The sequence below is a fragment of the Ruegeria sp. HKCCA4633 genome (assembly GCF_013034605.1).
Lineage (GTDB): Bacteria > Pseudomonadota > Alphaproteobacteria > Rhodobacterales > Rhodobacteraceae > Ruegeria.
The window spans coordinates 1,342,494-1,358,582 of the sequence record NZ_WQGJ01000001.1; the positions used below are offsets into that span (position 1 = coordinate 1,342,494).

A 16,089-nucleotide genomic window follows, 5' to 3' on the forward strand; every position below is an offset into this window, starting at 1 on the left:
GGTCGCCTCGTCAAAACGGCCTTTGCACGTTGCCCGAGTAGAAATAGACACCCAGCCCAACCGCAAAGATGATATTGCCCGCAATCGCGTGCAGCAGAACTGCGTAGAAGAATGAGCCGCGCTGCCGGTAAGCCCATGTAAACAGAAGCCCGCCCGCTAAGGTCATGAAGGCAACAATCCAGCTCCAATACATAAGATGCGCGAACGAGAATATCGCCGCATTCAGCAGATAGGCCGCGCGCCCCTTTGGCAGGATCGCGTGGTACCGGCGAAAGAACAGAGGGCGGAACAACAGCTCTTGCGGCAAAGCCGACAAAAGCGGATAGCCAACCCAGATGAAGGCCAGCATATCAGGCCGATGGATTGCCAAGAAAAACGCGGCGTCCGGGCGCGTCATCTGGATTAGCCCTACGCAGAAAACCGTCACTACTACGGTGAACAGCAACACCTCGCGCAAAGACCAATTGGCCCATTCATAACGCAGTTCGGCCCAGTGAAAGCCAGGTGTCTGATGCAGCAAAACGATGCCCAGCCCGGTCAGCGCGAACAGCGCCGGAAACATCCAGTTAGGCGGAAAGAGTACGGCAATCAACAGTGGCAGTCCGATATAGAAAAGGCCAAATTCCAGCCTCAGCCGCGGCAGCGCAACCGGCGGTCCGATCATCGTGCTGTCTTTAGTCACGTGTCTATCAGCTCCACCCGGATCAGCCCGCGCAATGAATTGCCTACATAAACAGTTTGCGCGTTTTTCAGGTCGGTCAAGGTCAGCACGGCCTCGGTCACTGTTTCTTTATCCAGCAGTTCTTCGCGCAAAATGCCCGGCAACAGCCCGCAGGACAGCGTAGGTGTCTGGAACCGACCATCGGGCATCTTGGCAAACAGGTTCGTGATCGTCCCCTCGCACAGCTCGCCTAGTTCGTTCAGGAACAGCAACTCATCTATACCTGCCGGCAGAGCCGCCCGTGCCGAGTCGTAAAGCGCACGGTGGGTGGTCTTGTGCCGCAACCAAAGGTCGTTGGACGCCAAACGGTTCTCGGATACGGCCACGCGCCAAACCGGTGGATTCTCAGCCAAGGCACCAATGGTCAAGTCAAACGCACCAGCAGAGTCCAGCGTCAATCGGCAGCGCAGCGCGGTTTCGCCTTTTGCGGCGGTCAGCGCGGCTACGGCTTCTTCCAAGTCAAAAGGAAACCCAAAGACCCGTGCCGTGCGGGCCATACGAGCCAGATGGCGGCCCTGCCGCACGAATCCCTCGTCTGGCCGGAAGGCCAGGGTTTCGATCAGGCGGAAATCAGGCTCATTTGCCGGGCAAAGCGGGCTTTCCATAGCGCCTCCTCGTATTCTGAAGGGGCAGTACTGTCCCAAACGAGGCCACCACCCACATTCAGCGTGGCGCGATCATCCTCAAGCATCAGGGTGCGGATGGCCACGTTGAACTCGGACCGGCCATCCGGCGCGGCCCATCCAATGGTGCCACAATAGATGTCTCGCGGCCAGGGTTCCAGCTCGGCCAGAATTTCCATCGCGCGTATCTTGGGGGCGCCTGTAATCGATCCGCACGGGAACAACGCTGTCAGAATCTCACCCAGCCCCACGTATTTGTGCAACTGAGCACGCACCAGAGAGACCATCTGGTGCACAGTGGCGTAGGTCTCGACCTTGAACAGCTCGGGCACATGCACCGATCCGGGAAGCGCCACGCGGCTGATATCGTTGCGCAGCAGATCAACGATCATCAGATTCTCGGCACGGTTCTTTTCATCCGAGGTCAGAAAGGCCCGACGCAGTGCGTCTTCTTCCAGGTCATCGCTGCGCGGCTGTGTGCCCTTCATCGGACGGGTTTCAATCTTGCCACCTTCGTCCGTGCGGAAGAACAGTTCGGGCGACCGGCTGAGCAGATCCGGCAACCCGTCCTGCTGCACCAGCGCGCCATGCCCCACCGGTTGCCCGGCGACCAGCGCCGCATAAAGCGATTCACTTTCGCCTGAAACCGTCAGGTCAATGGGAAAGGTCAGGTTGGCCTGATAGATATCGCCTGCGCCGATAGCATCGTGCACGGCGCGGAATGCCTGAGTATAGCGCGCCTCATCCCAGCGCGGTTGAAAGTCGCTGACCTCGCCGCTGGACATTGGCAACGCTGCGCGATCCGGCGCGTCGTACACCCCAAAGCACAGCAAAGGCAGACGGCGGTCCTTGGGCAACAGGTTCAGCAGCCGGGGTTCCAACGCGTAACCAAGCTCATAGCTCGCATAGCCCGCCACCCAGGCACCGTTCTCGCGCGCCTCATCCAGCGCCGCCAGAGCCTGGGGCACCTCTTCCGCCACATCCGCGCGGATGATCTGAGACGGGCGCTGAAACCGGGTGCCACGCCCGGCCGGTCCCTGATCGAAACGAATACGCACTTGCATCCTCAATTGCCGCAAGGGGCCGTATAGAGGATACTCCGCCAAGTGAAAGAGGGGAAAGCGGCAATTTCGCCCCTGTTTCCGATACCCCTTGAACCTTTTTGCGCGGTCCCTATAACGCAGGACAATTTGGGCACTGGGGCGGTGCCCTGACTCGCGGACAATCGAAGGAACAAGGCCAATGCCGAGAAGAACCGACATCCAGTCGATCATGATCATCGGGGCGGGCCCCATTGTTATCGGCCAGGCCTGCGAATTCGACTACTCCGGCGCTCAGGCGTGTAAAGCCCTGCGCGAGGAAGGCTACCGGGTCATTCTGGTGAATTCGAACCCTGCGACGATCATGACCGATCCCGGTCTGGCAGATGCCACCTATATCGAACCGATCACCCCCGAAGTTGTCGCTAAGATCATCGAAAAGGAACGCCCTGATGCTCTGCTGCCCACCATGGGTGGTCAGACCGGCCTGAACACATCGCTCGCACTGGAAGAGATGGGTGTGCTGGACAAGTTTGGTGTCGAGATGATCGGCGCCAAGCGTGACGCCATCGAAATGGCCGAAGACCGCAAACTGTTCCGCGAGGCAATGGACCGGCTGGGTCTTGAGAACCCCAAAGCGACGATCGTGACCGCACCTAAGAAAGAAGACGGTTCTGCCGATCTGGAGGCAGGTGTGCAAATGGCGCTGGACGAGCTGGAAGAGATCGGCTTGCCCGCGATCATCCGCCCTGCCTTTACCTTGGGCGGCACAGGTGGCGGTGTGGCCTATAACCGCGAGGATTACATCCATTTCTGCCGTTCGGGCATGGACGCCTCGCCGGTGAACCAAATTCTTGTCGATGAAAGCCTACTGGGCTGGAAAGAGTATGAGATGGAGGTGGTGCGCGACACCGCTGACAACGCCATCATCGTTTGCTCCATCGAAAACGTCGATCCGATGGGTGTGCATACCGGTGACTCGATCACCGTGGCCCCTGCCCTGACGCTGACCGACAAGGAATACCAGATCATGCGCAACGGCTCGATCGCCGTTCTGCGCGAGATTGGGGTCGAGACCGGCGGGTCGAACGTGCAATGGGCGATCAACCCTGATGACGGCCGCATGGTCGTAATCGAGATGAACCCGCGCGTGTCACGCTCTTCGGCGCTGGCGTCCAAGGCAACCGGTTTCCCGATTGCCAAGATCGCCGCGAAGCTGGCCGTCGGATATACTCTGGACGAGCTGGACAATGACATCACCAAGGTTACGCCAGCGTCGTTCGAGCCGACAATCGACTATGTCGTTACCAAGATCCCGAAATTCGCGTTCGAGAAGTTCCCGGGGTCCGAGCCCTATCTGACCACCGCGATGAAATCGGTCGGCGAAGCGATGTCCATCGGTCGCACCATCCACGAATCGATGCAAAAGGCGCTGGCTTCGATGGAATCAGGCCTGACAGGCTTTGACGAGATCGAAATCCCCGGCCTGAACGTGGGCGTGTGGGAGGAAGCCGACGACAAAGCCGCTGTGATCAAGGCGATCAGCCAGCAAACGCCAGACCGTCTGCGCACCATTGCACAAGCGATGCGTCATGGTCTGACTGACGACGAGATTTTCGGTGTGACCAAGTTCGACCCCTGGTTCTTGGCCCGCATCCGCGAGATCATTGACGCCGAGCGTCAGGTTCGCAGGGACGGCCTGCCCGTCACCGAAGACGGTATCCGCAAGCTGAAAATGCTGGGCTTCACCGATGCCCGTTTGGGCAATCTGACCGGCCGTGACGAAGACAACGTCCGCCGCGCCCGCCGCAATCTGGGCGTCAACGCCGTGTTCAAACGCATCGACACCTGCGCCGCCGAATTCGAAGCTCAGACGCCTTACATGTACTCGACCTATGAGGCCCCGATGATGGGCGAGGTCGAATGCGAAGCTCGCCCGAGCGACCGTAAAAAGGTCGTCATTCTCGGCGGCGGCCCGAACCGTATCGGTCAGGGTATCGAGTTCGATTATTGCTGTTGTCACGCCTGTTTCGCGCTGACCGAGGCGGGCTATGAAACCATCATGGTCAACTGCAACCCCGAGACGGTCTCGACCGACTATGACACCTCGGACCGTCTGTATTTCGAGCCTCTGACGTTTGAGCACGTCATGGAAATCCTGACCAAAGAGCAGGAAAACGGCACGCTGCACGGTGTGATCGTTCAGTTCGGTGGTCAAACCCCGCTAAAACTGGCGAACGCGCTTGAGGCTGAAGGTATTCCGATTCTTGGCACCACCCCGGACGCCATCGACCTGGCCGAAGACCGCGAACGGTTCCAGGCGCTGGTCAACGAACTGGGCCTGAAGCAGCCCAAGAACGGCATCGCGGCGACTGACGAACAAGCGCTCGATATCGCTGAAGAAATCGGCTTCCCACTGGTCATTCGCCCCTCTTACGTCTTGGGTGGCCGCGCGATGGAAATCGTCCGCGATATGGATCAGCTGAAACGGTACATCAACGAGGCCGTAGTGGTTTCGGGTGACAGCCCCGTTCTGCTCGACAGTTATCTGGCTGGCGCGGTGGAGCTGGATGTCGACGCGCTGTGCGACGGTACTGACGTCCACGTCGCCGGCATCATGCAGCACATCGAAGAGGCAGGCGTTCACTCGGGTGACTCCGCCTGTTCACTGCCGCCCTATTCGCTGTCCAAAGAGATTATCGACCAGATCAAGGATCAGGCGTTCAAGCTGGCCAAAGCGTTGAACGTTGTTGGTCTGATGAATGTGCAGTTCGCGATCAAAGACGATGAGATCTATCTGATCGAAGTGAACCCGCGCGCTTCACGCACCGTGCCATTTGTCGCCAAGGCGACCGACAGCGCGATTGCCTCGATCGCAGCGCGCGTCATGGCAGGTGAGAAACTGGCCAACTTCCCGATGCGCCCTGCCTACAAGGAAGGTCAGGACACCAAGATCGCCGACCAGATGACGCTGGCCGACCCGGATATGCCGTGGTTCTCGGTGAAAGAGGCTGTGATGCCCTTCGCTCGCTTCCCTGGCGTAGACACCATTTTGGGTCCGGAAATGCGTTCGACCGGTGAAGTCATGGGCTGGGACCGCGACTTCCCGCGCGCTTTCCTGAAGGCGCAGATGGGCGCGGGGATGGTGCTGCCGTCGTCGGGCCGTGCGTTCATTTCAATCAAGGATGCCGACAAGGGCTACGCCATGCAGGAAGCGGCGCAGGTTCTGGTGGATCAGGGCTTTACCCTGGTGGCCACGCGTGGCACCCAAAGCTGGCTGGACGAGCAAGGCGTTGCCTGTGACGTTGTGAACAAGGTCTACGAAGGCCGCCCGGACGTTGTGGACATGCTGAAAGACGGTCAGGTGCAGTTGGTGATGAACACCACCGAAGGCGCGCAGGCGGTAGAAGACAGCAAGGCCATCCGGTCCATCGCGCTATATGACAAGATCCCTTATTTCACCACCGCCGCCGGAGCGAACGCCGCTGCGCTTGCGATCAAGGCGCAGGCCGAAGGGGATGTAGAGGTAAAGTCGCTGCAGGGCTGAAACTGCCCTGCGCACCCAGCCCTCACACGTTCAAAAACTTCAGCGCGTCAGCTTCGATCGAGTTTGTGCGGTTGGTCCAGCCTTTGCCGAATTTCGGGAAATGGGGCAGGCTCTGATAGTAGTTCAGCCGCAGTTCGCTAAAGCGTCGAATGATATGGGCGGGATCCACGGCCTTGACTGCGGCAAGCGTTATTGGGCCAACTTGGCCATCCTGTGCCACACCGACGATTCGCTGCAAGAGTTTGCCGGATCGGCTTGTTCCCGCATTCACGCCAAAGTCGAACGCAACCAGATCAACGCCCGCCGGAAGATCGTCGCAACTGAGTGCGTTCCAGTAGTTTGCCCGGTATATTTGTTTGGCTTCTTCGACGCTGAGATCCTTTACGTCTTTCTTGGTAATCGGTGCCTTCCGCCAGGATTTCAAAGTATCGAAGGTAATGCCCATGTTCGTGGCGCCGCCGGGGTCGTCCGGATCATCGACATAGCCGCCTTCTTTGCTGAGGATGATATCCACGCAGCGGGGAAAATTGTTTTCATTGGCAAACTTCTTCTCTTCCTGCGGCGCAATCACGGTTGGAACTGCCGCGGGCTGATTTGACTTGACCGTATTGACCAGCATCCGGGTGCGCTGTTCTTCTGCTTCGAACTGCTGAGCCTGGGCCTTGAAGTTGTTGATGTCCTTCTGCTTGGACCCTTGCGACGACCCCAGCCAGAAACTGACAACCGTGGCAAAAGCAGCGGTGAGCGCGCCGATCACAATGTTGATTATCTGAAACAGGCGTTCCCCGAATGGGTTATCGGGCCCGCTACTGAACGCTGGCAGGTTCTTTCCCATCAGCAAAAGTCCAAGCACGACAAAGAAGCCCAGAATTATGACGATGGAAATTATGGGTTGCGCCCAGGCCAGCTTGCTTCCGGTTTCTGCAAGTTGGGCGAACCGCCCGCGCGCGTCCTGCGCATCTGCGATTTCCTCTTTGAACACGTTAAATTGCTGCTGCTGATCTTCTTTGTTTGCATCAAGCTTGGCTTGCATAACGCTCAGCGCATGAGTCTGGTTCTTCTCCAGTTGCGCAAGCTCGAAAGCGCGTTGCTCAGCTTCTTCTTTTGCCGCGATCTCGGCCAGCTTCATCCGCAGGTCTGCAGCAATTTGCGGATCCTTGGCCAGAATGTCCGCAACTTCTTCCGGGTCTTCTTTCTTTGTGGTTTCCTTGACTGCACTGATTACTGCGTCTGACACGGTATCAACTGACTGCCTGTGCTTCGCACTCAGCACAGATTTCAGGATTTCGGGCAGGATGTTGGACGCTAAAACGATTAAAGGGCTCATACCAAAACTTCCCCCAAAGTATGTGAATAAACTTATAAAAGGGAACTATAACACAACCGCGCGAAAAAGTCGCTTTCCAGCGCATGTTTACCCCGAATGCGCAGGTCCCAGACAATCTGCGGGGCTGGTCGCCTACCGGTTTCAAGTTGCAATCCCGCGTGGTTCAGGCGGCCTTGCCCAAAACCAACGTGCGGCTTTGGGCATGGACAGATTATGCAGATTTAGGCCACGACGGTTTTCGATTTTGCCTCTTCCCGCTTAAAGAAAAGCAGGTAGAACACCGGCGCGGCGACCATGGTCAGGACGGTGGCAAAGGCCAAACCGCCCATGATCGTCACCGCCATCGACACAAAGAACGCATCCGTCAGCAGCGGCGCCATGCCCAGAATGGTTGTGACCGCCGCCAGCATCACGGGGCGCAAACGGGATACCGACGCCTCAACAATAGACTCGCGTAGGGGTTTGCCCGTGGCGCGGACAAGGTCAATCTCTTCCACCAAAACAATGCCGTTCTTGATCAGCATGCCCGACAGGCTGAGCAGACCAAGAAGTGCGGTAAACGTAAAGGGCAAGCCGGTTCCCAACAGGCCAATCACCACGCCGTTCACCGACATCGGCACCAGCAGCCAGATGATGATCGGCTGGCGGATTGCGTTGAACAGCAGGACCGAGATCAGCACCATGATCAGCAGGCTCAGCGGCAATTGCTTGCCCAGGTTTTCCTGCGCATCGCGTGAGTTTTCAAACTCCCCGCCCCATTCCATCTTGTATCCGGTGGGCAGCTCGATGGCCTCGATGGCGTCGCGGATTTCGGCATGGACCTGCGCGGCCGTCAGGTCGGGTGGGATGTCCGCGCCGACTGTGATGGTCAGAACCCGGTCACGACGATGCACCAGTGTATTGAGCGATTTGTACTCGAAGCCGTCGACCATCTGTTCGATGGGCACAAACTTCTCGGACTGATCCGAATACACCACCTGATCGACGATTGAATAATCCCCATCCGCCGGTCGGCGCAGGATGATCGGGATCAAACGGTCTCGTTCACGCAACACACCACCCGTGATGCCGTCGGTCGAGAATTGCAGCGTGGCGGCGATATCTTCGCGCGTTACACCTGCGGTCTGCGCCCGTTCCGTGGCATAGATCGGCTGAACCGCCAACTCTTGTTCACGCCAGTCGTGATGGACAAGCAGCGCGTTGGGCGACGCCGCTGCCATACGCTGAACCGCCTCGTCGGCAAGCTGACGCAAAACAACCGGGTCACTGCCCGAGAACCGGGCCTGAATCGGGTCTCCACCACCGGGGCCAAAGACCAGACGCTTTGTGCCGAACTCACCTTCGGGGAACTGAACAGACCCAAACGCTTCCAGATCCGCTTGCAAGGCCGGGATGTCATCCAGGCTTTCGGTGCGAATGATCATATGTCCATAGCTCGGGTTCGGTTTTTCCGCCGAATAGGTCAGCATGAAACGTGTGGCTCCCTGCCCAACGAAAGTTGTGACGGAAACCACGTCTTCGCGTTCAGCCAACCATTCTTCGAACACCGCCATATCCTTTGCCGTACGCGCAATCGGTGTGCCCTGAGGCAGCTTGTAATGGACAAAGAACAAAGGCGTGTTCGAGTTGGGAAAGAACTGCTGTTTCATCAGCCCAAACCCGGCGTAACACACCACCGTTACTCCAATGAGACCTGCGACAACCAGCCAGCGGAAGCGCAGCGCAAATCGTAGGATCGCGCCGTAGACGCGGAACAGAATGCCTCCGTAAGCATCAATTTCACCTTCTTTGCCTTGCTTGAAGAAGTAGTGCCCAAGCAAAGGTGTCACGGTGATAGCCAGTATCCAGCTAAGCAGCAGCGAAATGCCGATCACCGCAAACAGCGAGAACAGAAATTCACCCGTTGCATCCGGGCTGAGGCCGATCCCTGCAAAGGCCATGATACCGATTACGGTGGCCCCCAGCAGCGGGATCTGGGTTTTCGATGCAACATCTTCGGCAGCATCGCGCGAGGATTTACCGCGCAACATCGCGATTTGCATCCCTTCGGCCACCACGATGGCGTTGTCCACCAGCATCCCCATGGCGATTATCAAGGCCCCAAGCGAAATGCGCTCCATCTCGATCGAGAAAAGCGACATGAACAAGAGCGTACCCACCACGGTCAGTAACAGGGTTGAGCCCACAACAATGGCCGCACGCCACCCCATGAAGATACCCAGCACGGCAACCACGATGGCCACCGACATGGCAAGGTTCACAAGGAAATCGTTCGAGGCCTGCTCGACCACAACGTGTTGCTGGTAGATCGGCAGGATATCGACACCGAAGGGGATATTGGTGTTCAGGTCGGCGAATTTGGCATCGACCCGCTTGCCAACTTCGACGATGTTTTCCGTTGAAAGCCCGGCGATGCCAAGGGTAAAGGCTTCGGCCCCGTTATAGCGGATCATGATATCGGGATCGTTTTGGCGGGCACGATACACGTCGGACATATCAAAGAGGTTGATCACCTGCCCCTGTGAGCCAACCGACAAACCGGCGATGGCCGACACGCTGTCGGACCCTTCAGCCGTCAAAATAGGTGTCCGACCGTTTTCCGAACGCAGGGAACCCGAAGAATTTACTGAATCCGCATTGGCAATGGCCTCGTTGATCGCTTGAAGCGGGACGTTCTGGTTTACCGAGATCGCCAGATCAGGTTCCACAAAAATCGCTTCGTTGGGCAGGCCCTGTACTTCAACATCCGCCACACCTTCCACGGCCAACAATTCTCGCCGCAGGAACGTGGCCAGATCATGCTTTTCGGCGTCCGAGAAGCCCTCTGCAGTGACGGCATAGAAAAGGCCAAAAACATCGCCAAATCCGTCATTTACAAAAGGCTGGCCAACGCCAGACGGCAAACTTCGGGCGTCGTCGCGCACCTTGGCCCGCAAGCGGGTCCAGATGTCTGGTAGTTCGGAGCCGTCATATGTTGACTTGATCTCAACCTCGATCAGCGATTGCCCGGGTTGGTTGACCGAGGTGATAACGTCCACTTCACCCATTTGCTGAATGGCGGATTCAAGCGGTTCCGAGACCTCCAGCGCCACCTGTTCCGCTGTGGCACCGGGGTATTGCGTGGCTATAACAGCGTTTTTGATCGTGAAGGCCGGGTCTTCCAACCGGCCCAGCGACAGAAAACCCCAAATGCCACCAAAGAGGGCTATGAGTATGATCAGCCATGTGTAAAGCGGCCGATCGATCGAGGCACGAGCGATGTTCATCTGTCAGCACCTCAGTTCGCGAAACCAGTGAACCGGCGCACGGCCTGACCGTCTGTCAGTACAGCGCCGCCAGCCACGACCACTTCGTCACCATCGGACAAGCCCGTTAGCACCCGAACGTCGCCGGTTTGCGTGGGCTCAATGGTCACAGGAACGCGACGAACGGTGCCTCCATCGGCACCGCCCGGGGAGAACACCATAACACTCAGTTCACCCGTAGCATCAGCGACTATTGCTGTCGCGGGCACGATGATGCCTGTACGTTCGTCCTGAACCTGTACGTTCACTGTGACCGACGAGCCGGGGAGAATTTGCAGCCCCTCGGGCGGGGTCAAACCAAACTGGATGCGGAAGGTTTGTCCAACGCTTGAGGTTTCAGCGTCGAATTCACGAATTTCCAGTGGGAAAACCTCGTCACTAATAGGGAATCTGGCGGTGATCGTGATATCGTCGTTCTGGCCCGAACGCTGGAATAGAATTTCAGGAACATCCACCTCGATCCGTAGTTCGGACATGTCGTGGATACGGACAATGGGGGTGCCTGCAGAGACGGTGGTGTAAGCCTCGACCGCACGGCTTGAAACCAGCGCGTCAAAGGGCGCGGTTAGTGTCGCGTGCTCAAGATCGTATTCTGCGTCGCGCAATGTGATTGCGGCTAGTTGCGCTTCGGTTTCGGCGTCATCCACAGTCACTTGGCTGGCGGTTGTCCCCCGAAGGCGCGACAGGCGCGCGACGGTACGGTCGGCCTGTTCCTTTTGCAGCCGGGCCCGGTTGAGGCGCAGCTCAAATGGCTCCTGATCCAGTCGCGCGATCAGGCCATCCTTGGGGATCACAAAACCTTCGTTGATGGGCATCTCGACGATCTGGCCTGCCACCTGAAAGGCCAGATCAACAGTCTGACGCGCAGCGACGCGGCCAAAGAATTGGCGGGTGAACCCAGGAGCCGTTTCGCGCACCTCAATAAGTTTCACCGGTTTCGGGGTGTCTTGAGCGGCAATTGGGCTTGCCAGAACGGCCAGTGCAAAGCCGATAGAGGTCAGGAGTTTCATTTCTTCAATCCCTCGGGAATTCCCGTTTTCAACACGTTGTCACGGATTTTGCGCGCCAGTCGCGCGAATTCGGCTGTTTCTTCTTTGTCCAGACCAGAGGCTCTGTGAAAAAGATCTCCGGCCTCGGCCACCAGCATGTTGCGGGCCTCTTCACCTTGCTCGGTCAACACCAGCAACCACGCCCGGCGGTCTTCGGGGTCTCGTTTGCGCGTCAGATAACCTGCTTTTTCAAGGGAATCCGTAGTGGCCGTGATCGTTGACGGCACACTCAGCATGTCTGCGGCCAGCACCCCCATGCGCTTTGGCTGATCCAGCTTGATCAGCATGTGGCATTCGGGATGGCTTAGGTCCGTTTCGATACAGTCAAATGTCTCTTCCAGTTTCCAATACAAAGCATACACCCCCATGATCGCCTGGATCTCGGGGCTGAGACGGCCAAGTCTGGTGCTGATATCGTCTGTCATTAGGAATCTCCGCGCGCGTTACGGGGCGATATACTTCGATTTATGAACTATTCAAGATATGAAGCGGCTCTTCCCAGTGCATTCCCTTGGGTCAACATACCTTGATCAAATGACACCATGACTGCATTTTGGGCAGATCCGAAACATTCAGGGCCCGCCATGTATACCCCCGCCATCACCGGTACCGGTGTCTTCACGCCAGAAAACATCATCACCAACGCCGAGCTTGTCGAAGCATTCAACGCTTATGCCGACAAACAGAACGCGAAGAACGCCGAGGCCATCGCAGCAGGTCAGATCGAGCCGATGCAGCATTCGTCTGAGGAGTTCATCGTAAAGGCCTCGGGGATCGAGAACCGCTATGTGATGGACAAGGCCGGGGTTTTGGACCCCGATATAATGCACCCGTCGCTGCGTCAGCGCAGTGATGACGAGCCCGGGATCATGACCGAGATGGCGATCGATGCCTGCAACAAGGCGCTGGCGCAGGCGGGGCGCACGGCGGCGGATGTTGATCTGGTGATCTGCGCGGCTTCGAACCATGAGCGTGCCTATCCTGCGATTGCAATCGAGATCCAGCAAGAGATGGGCATCGACGGATTTGGCTTTGACATGAACGTTGCCTGCTCCTCGGCCACTTTTGGCATACAGGCGGCGGCGGACATGGTGAGGTCTGGATCGGTGCGAGCGGCGCTGGTGGTCAACCCCGAGATCTGCTCGGGTCATCTGGAATGGAGGGACCGCGATTGCCACTTCATTTTTGGCGACGTGGCGACGGCAACCCTGATCGAACGGATAGAAGAGGCGCAAGGCCCACATTTCGAAATCCTCTCGACCCGTTGCGCCACAGCGTTTTCCAATAATATCCGCAACAACAACGGCTTCCTGCGCCGCTCACGCCCGGATGGTCTGATCGACCGGCGCGACATGCAATTCATTCAGAACGGGCGAAAAGTGTTCAAAGAAGTTCTGCCGATGGTCAGCAAGCACATCAGTGACCACATGGAAGCGGAAGGGATCGAAAACACCGACCTGAAACGCCTTTGGTTGCATCAGGCCAACAAGACCATGAACGATTTCATTGGCAAGAAGGTTTTGGGCCGCACGCCCGAGACCGGTGAGCAACCAAACATCCTTCAGGATTACGCCAACACCTCATCCGCCGGGTCGATCATCGCGTTCTCAAAATATTCCGATGACCTGCAAGAAGGTGACCTAGGTCTGATCTGTTCTTTTGGAGCCGGGTATTCGGTTGGATCGGTCATCGTGAAGCGCCACGCCTGACCAGCACCTATTTTTCGGCAGTTACTTTGAAAATTCGGAACGCGTCGCTGGGCGCGCCCGGAATGCTGCTGAGGTAGTTCGGGACCTCGCCTTCAACCAGCCTGGTTTGCAAACCCTTGCTGCCCGACGCCCAGGCCCAGAACTCAGCCCGGGGCGCGGAAGCACAAAGCATAATGTAGTCGACGCCCAGCGCGCCCAATCGCGGCGCGATTTCAGACGCATTGGATCGGAACAGGTCGATCTGCGCCAGAATCCCTGCCTGATTCCGGTGATAATTTCCGCCCAGAACCGAATGATCCGTGTAGCGCAGAACATGCGCAGCAAAGTCGAAATCAACAAGAATCATGCCGCTGGGCAGATCTTGCAGGGCGGCGTAGGCTTGCGGTGCGCGACAAGACGCACCTGTATCAGATGTGTCCTGCCCTACGGCTGCGGCCGTGGCCGAATAAGCGGGCCCGGAAAGCGACCCGATCTGCCTTTCCAGACTGATACCCGCCTTGGGTGAGGCACAGATTACAAATGCCACCATTGCCAACCCTGTGATCACTCGGCGATCCTGCGCATAAGAACAATAAAGCACGCGAAGAATCTGCGCCTGAACCGCCACAAGCGAAACACTGAGGAAGGTCATCATTCGTGTCTGATAAAGGAAGACGAAGAACCCTACCGCAATCAAAACCAGAAACAAGGTATAGTCCAACCCAGCACGTGATTTGACGGCGAAAGCAAGTGCTGCACCCATCGTAAGCATAGACATGGCCATCAGAGCCAGGGCTTCACCCCTGTGCCGCTCTAACACAACCGAGATATTCTGGGCTTCGGCCACCTGGCTCAGCCAGTAGTCCCGCATGTCCTGAGGCAACGCGTCAATTGGATTGCTGAGGCAATGGGGCGCAAAGGCAAAGGCAACGGCCAGCGTCATGATGCCAACACCAAGACAGGCCCCGAACCGGCCCGGCATTGACCAGCCAGAGCCGATCCAGGCCGCAGCCAAAAGCCCAAGAGCAGCAGCAGTTGCAGGTAAGGCCACACTGAGGGTCAGAGCGTCGCAGCTTGGGTAAAGAAACCCGTCGCGCCCGGTCGTCGCCAGGCTGGTCAACGCAAGAGTAAAGACCAAGGCAACACCGAAGATTATGGTGCGGTGGCGCGCGGAAGCACCGTTGCAAATCCAGTCGATGGCGCAAAACACCGCGATCAGGGCGATCTGAAGAATCGACTCGGTTCCAACGGACACTGAAAGGGCTAGGCAGACACCCAGCATCCAGGCGGCATAGCGCCTTTCTTTGCGTAAGACAAAAAACGCTAGTGCCGCTGCAAAGAGAAGAATTTGTAGGTTGTGGTGATCGAACGAGAAATAGTCGAACTTCCGCGAATGTTCGAGCGTCAGCACTCCGATAACCAAGGCCGAGATTGCGCCCTCGCGCCGCCCTAGCACTCCGCCAGTGACCGCGAAGGCCCACAGGGTCAGGGCAGCCAACGAGGCGGGCCAGACAAATGCCGTGATCTGCAAGGCGGTTTCAGCTGGCAGGACCGCACGAAGCGCGACGTATAGCCCGGCAATCGGGGCATCGACCAGGCGGGACCAATGCATCAAGGTACCCTCGTCGGGACCCAGGCGATGCTGATACGTGTCGAACCAGCCTTGTCCGGCCAGCAAATCTCGCACACCGACCAAGCGCATCACATCATCAGACCCTTCGTAATAGCCGCTGAGCGTCATCAGGATCGCAAGTGCCGCACAGGCGCATAGAAAACCCCAACGAACCACCGGGTCCGTATGACTCCTGTAACGCTGTTGCGATGGGTGCATGCTTTTGGGTCCTCAACGGAATTGTCTGCGCGGTGAGCCTATCGCACGGACGTGACTTTATTGAGGCAGGCGGCGCGATCTGGAACCTTGCTCTGACCGCTGATCTGTGTCGCGCCACACAAACGACCCGACCGGCGAAAATTAGCTGGAATTGGCCACGACGACAGCGGAAAAGTGACTTAACTGACGCTTTCTTCTTCCAGGTGAAGCTTCATCTCGATCAGGACCTGTTGCAACAAACTGGTTTCTTTCAACAGCCGCTTGGCCTCGTTAACGGTAATGATACCGTCTTCTATGGCCGCCTGATATTCAGTCATCAGCATCGCAAACCGCTGGCTGAGCGCGATCACGTCCGAGTTTACACCACCAGTGCGCGGTTCTTCCGAATTGCGGTCGGTATAAGACAAGGTGATGTTCTTCAGATCCGCCAAGGCCGACGTGACATGCGGATAAGTTGCCGCGTTTTCAAGACGGGCTACGGCGTCCACAGGCATGAACCTGTCTGCGTGTTCGGCATTGTCGGAATAGTACCGGCCCAATGTGGCTTTGGATTTCCCCGTAATTTCACATGCGGCTTCGATTCCGACGTCTTTGACCAATGCTTCTGTATGCTTTTTCAGATAGGCCCCAATATCTGCCATTGTTTTACCTTTGTTACCTGCAATCGCCTGCCCGGTGTCCAAACGGGGGAAAGCGCCGGGAAATTTCCCATAACAGATTCATAATTGAAATGTCATACATTGGCTATCCCTCAGATATGCGAGGGATTTCGTGAGTGAGTGGCGGCAGTTCATGCCGGTAATGAGTGATTGCGAGGTGGTATTGTTTGGGCCTCGCTCCGTTTTGGCCACATGTTGGCCGACGGCGTCGCTGTTGCAGATGTGGGGGTTCCATCCCCTAGAGCGTAGCTCGGCCCCTGCAAAAGCAACGGCGACGTCGCTTCCGTAAAAAGCGATTG

Annotated in this window: 11 protein-coding genes; 2 read left to right on the top strand and 9 right to left on the bottom strand. The window is 57.4% G+C overall.

Annotated features, from left to right (window positions below; genetic code table 11):
- Positions 1-10: 10 nt before the first annotated feature.
- The 3 genes from GOV85_RS06515 to GOV85_RS06525 are packed head-to-tail and all read right to left on the bottom strand — an operon-like array spanning position 11 to position 2,408.
- Positions 11-682, bottom strand: a complete 672-nt coding sequence (locus GOV85_RS06515; RefSeq protein ID WP_348540087.1) for a CPBP family intramembrane glutamic endopeptidase — start codon at positions 680-682, stop codon at positions 11-13.
- Positions 679-1,326: an aminotransferase class IV family protein gene (locus tag GOV85_RS06520; protein ID WP_171176097.1), complete on the bottom strand. Its 648-nt coding sequence runs from the start codon at positions 1,324-1,326 to the stop codon at positions 679-681. The genes GOV85_RS06515 and GOV85_RS06520 overlap by 4 nt, the downstream gene beginning before the upstream one ends.
- Positions 1,281-2,408: an aminodeoxychorismate synthase component I gene (locus GOV85_RS06525; protein ID WP_171176099.1), complete on the bottom strand. Its 1,128-nt coding sequence runs from the start codon at positions 2,406-2,408 to the stop codon at positions 1,281-1,283. Before GOV85_RS06525 ends, GOV85_RS06520 begins: the two co-directional genes overlap by 46 nt.
- A gap of 178 nt (positions 2,409-2,586) precedes the next feature.
- Between GOV85_RS06525 and carB the strand changes: the two genes are divergently transcribed.
- Positions 2,587-5,931, top strand: a complete 3,345-nt coding sequence (gene carB, locus GOV85_RS06530) for a carbamoyl-phosphate synthase large subunit (RefSeq protein ID WP_171176108.1) — start codon at positions 2,587-2,589, stop codon at positions 5,929-5,931.
- A gap of 22 nt (positions 5,932-5,953) precedes the next feature.
- On the opposite strand, the gene GOV85_RS06535 is transcribed toward carB, so the two are convergent.
- From GOV85_RS06535 to GOV85_RS06550, 4 genes are all read right to left on the bottom strand, one after another.
- Complete coding sequence (locus GOV85_RS06535; protein WP_171176109.1) at positions 5,954-7,258, bottom strand: glycoside hydrolase family 108 protein; 1,305 nt, start codon at positions 7,256-7,258, stop codon at positions 5,954-5,956.
- Between the two features lie 221 nt (positions 7,259-7,479).
- On the bottom strand, positions 7,480-10,524 hold the full coding sequence (locus GOV85_RS06540; protein ID WP_171176111.1) for an efflux RND transporter permease subunit: 3,045 nt from the start codon (positions 10,522-10,524) through the stop codon (positions 7,480-7,482).
- A gap of 11 nt (positions 10,525-10,535) precedes the next feature.
- Positions 10,536-11,573, bottom strand: a complete 1,038-nt coding sequence (locus tag GOV85_RS06545) for an efflux RND transporter periplasmic adaptor subunit (protein ID WP_171176113.1) — start codon at positions 11,571-11,573, stop codon at positions 10,536-10,538.
- Positions 11,570-12,037 (bottom strand): MarR family winged helix-turn-helix transcriptional regulator, encoded by a 468-nt coding sequence (locus tag GOV85_RS06550; protein WP_171176115.1) that lies wholly within the window; start codon positions 12,035-12,037, stop codon positions 11,570-11,572. The genes GOV85_RS06545 and GOV85_RS06550 overlap by 4 nt, the downstream gene beginning before the upstream one ends.
- Before the next feature lie 159 nt (positions 12,038-12,196).
- Between GOV85_RS06550 and GOV85_RS06555 the strand changes: the two genes are divergently transcribed.
- Positions 12,197-13,321: a beta-ketoacyl-ACP synthase III gene (locus tag GOV85_RS06555; RefSeq protein WP_171176118.1), complete on the top strand. Its 1,125-nt coding sequence runs from the start codon at positions 12,197-12,199 to the stop codon at positions 13,319-13,321.
- Positions 13,322-13,328: 7 nt separating this feature from the next.
- On the opposite strand, the gene GOV85_RS06560 is transcribed toward GOV85_RS06555, so the two are convergent.
- Positions 13,329-15,131 carry a hypothetical protein gene (locus tag GOV85_RS06560; protein WP_171176120.1) on the bottom strand — a complete coding sequence of 601 codons (1,803 nt, stop codon included), beginning with the start codon at positions 15,129-15,131 and terminating at the stop codon, positions 13,329-13,331.
- 179 nt (positions 15,132-15,310) lie between these two features.
- Positions 15,311-15,772, bottom strand: a complete 462-nt coding sequence (locus tag GOV85_RS06565; protein ID WP_171176122.1) for a hypothetical protein — start codon at positions 15,770-15,772, stop codon at positions 15,311-15,313.
- Positions 15,773-16,089: the final 317 nt, after the last annotated feature.

Coding starts and splice junctions, on each gene's coding strand:
- GOV85_RS06520 (WP_171176097.1), bottom strand. CDS start 1,326: ATGGAAAGCCCGCTTTGCCCGGCAAATGAGCCTGATTTCCGCCTGATC.
- GOV85_RS06525 (WP_171176099.1), bottom strand. CDS start 2,408: ATGCAAGTGCGTATTCGTTTCGATCAGGGACCGGCCGGGCGTGGCACC.
- carB (WP_171176108.1), top strand. CDS start 2,587: ATGCCGAGAAGAACCGACATCCAGTCGATCATGATCATCGGGGCGGGC.
- GOV85_RS06535 (WP_171176109.1), bottom strand. CDS start 7,258: ATGAGCCCTTTAATCGTTTTAGCGTCCAACATCCTGCCCGAAATCCTG.
- GOV85_RS06540 (WP_171176111.1), bottom strand. CDS start 10,524: ATGAACATCGCTCGTGCCTCGATCGATCGGCCGCTTTACACATGGCTG.
- GOV85_RS06545 (WP_171176113.1), bottom strand. CDS start 11,573: ATGAAACTCCTGACCTCTATCGGCTTTGCACTGGCCGTTCTGGCAAGC.
- GOV85_RS06550 (WP_171176115.1), bottom strand. CDS start 12,037: ATGACAGACGATATCAGCACCAGACTTGGCCGTCTCAGCCCCGAGATC.
- GOV85_RS06555 (WP_171176118.1), top strand. CDS start 12,197: ATGTATACCCCCGCCATCACCGGTACCGGTGTCTTCACGCCAGAAAAC.
- GOV85_RS06560 (WP_171176120.1), bottom strand. CDS start 15,131: ATGCACCCATCGCAACAGCGTTACAGGAGTCATACGGACCCGGTGGTT.
- GOV85_RS06565 (WP_171176122.1), bottom strand. CDS start 15,772: ATGGCAGATATTGGGGCCTATCTGAAAAAGCATACAGAAGCATTGGTC.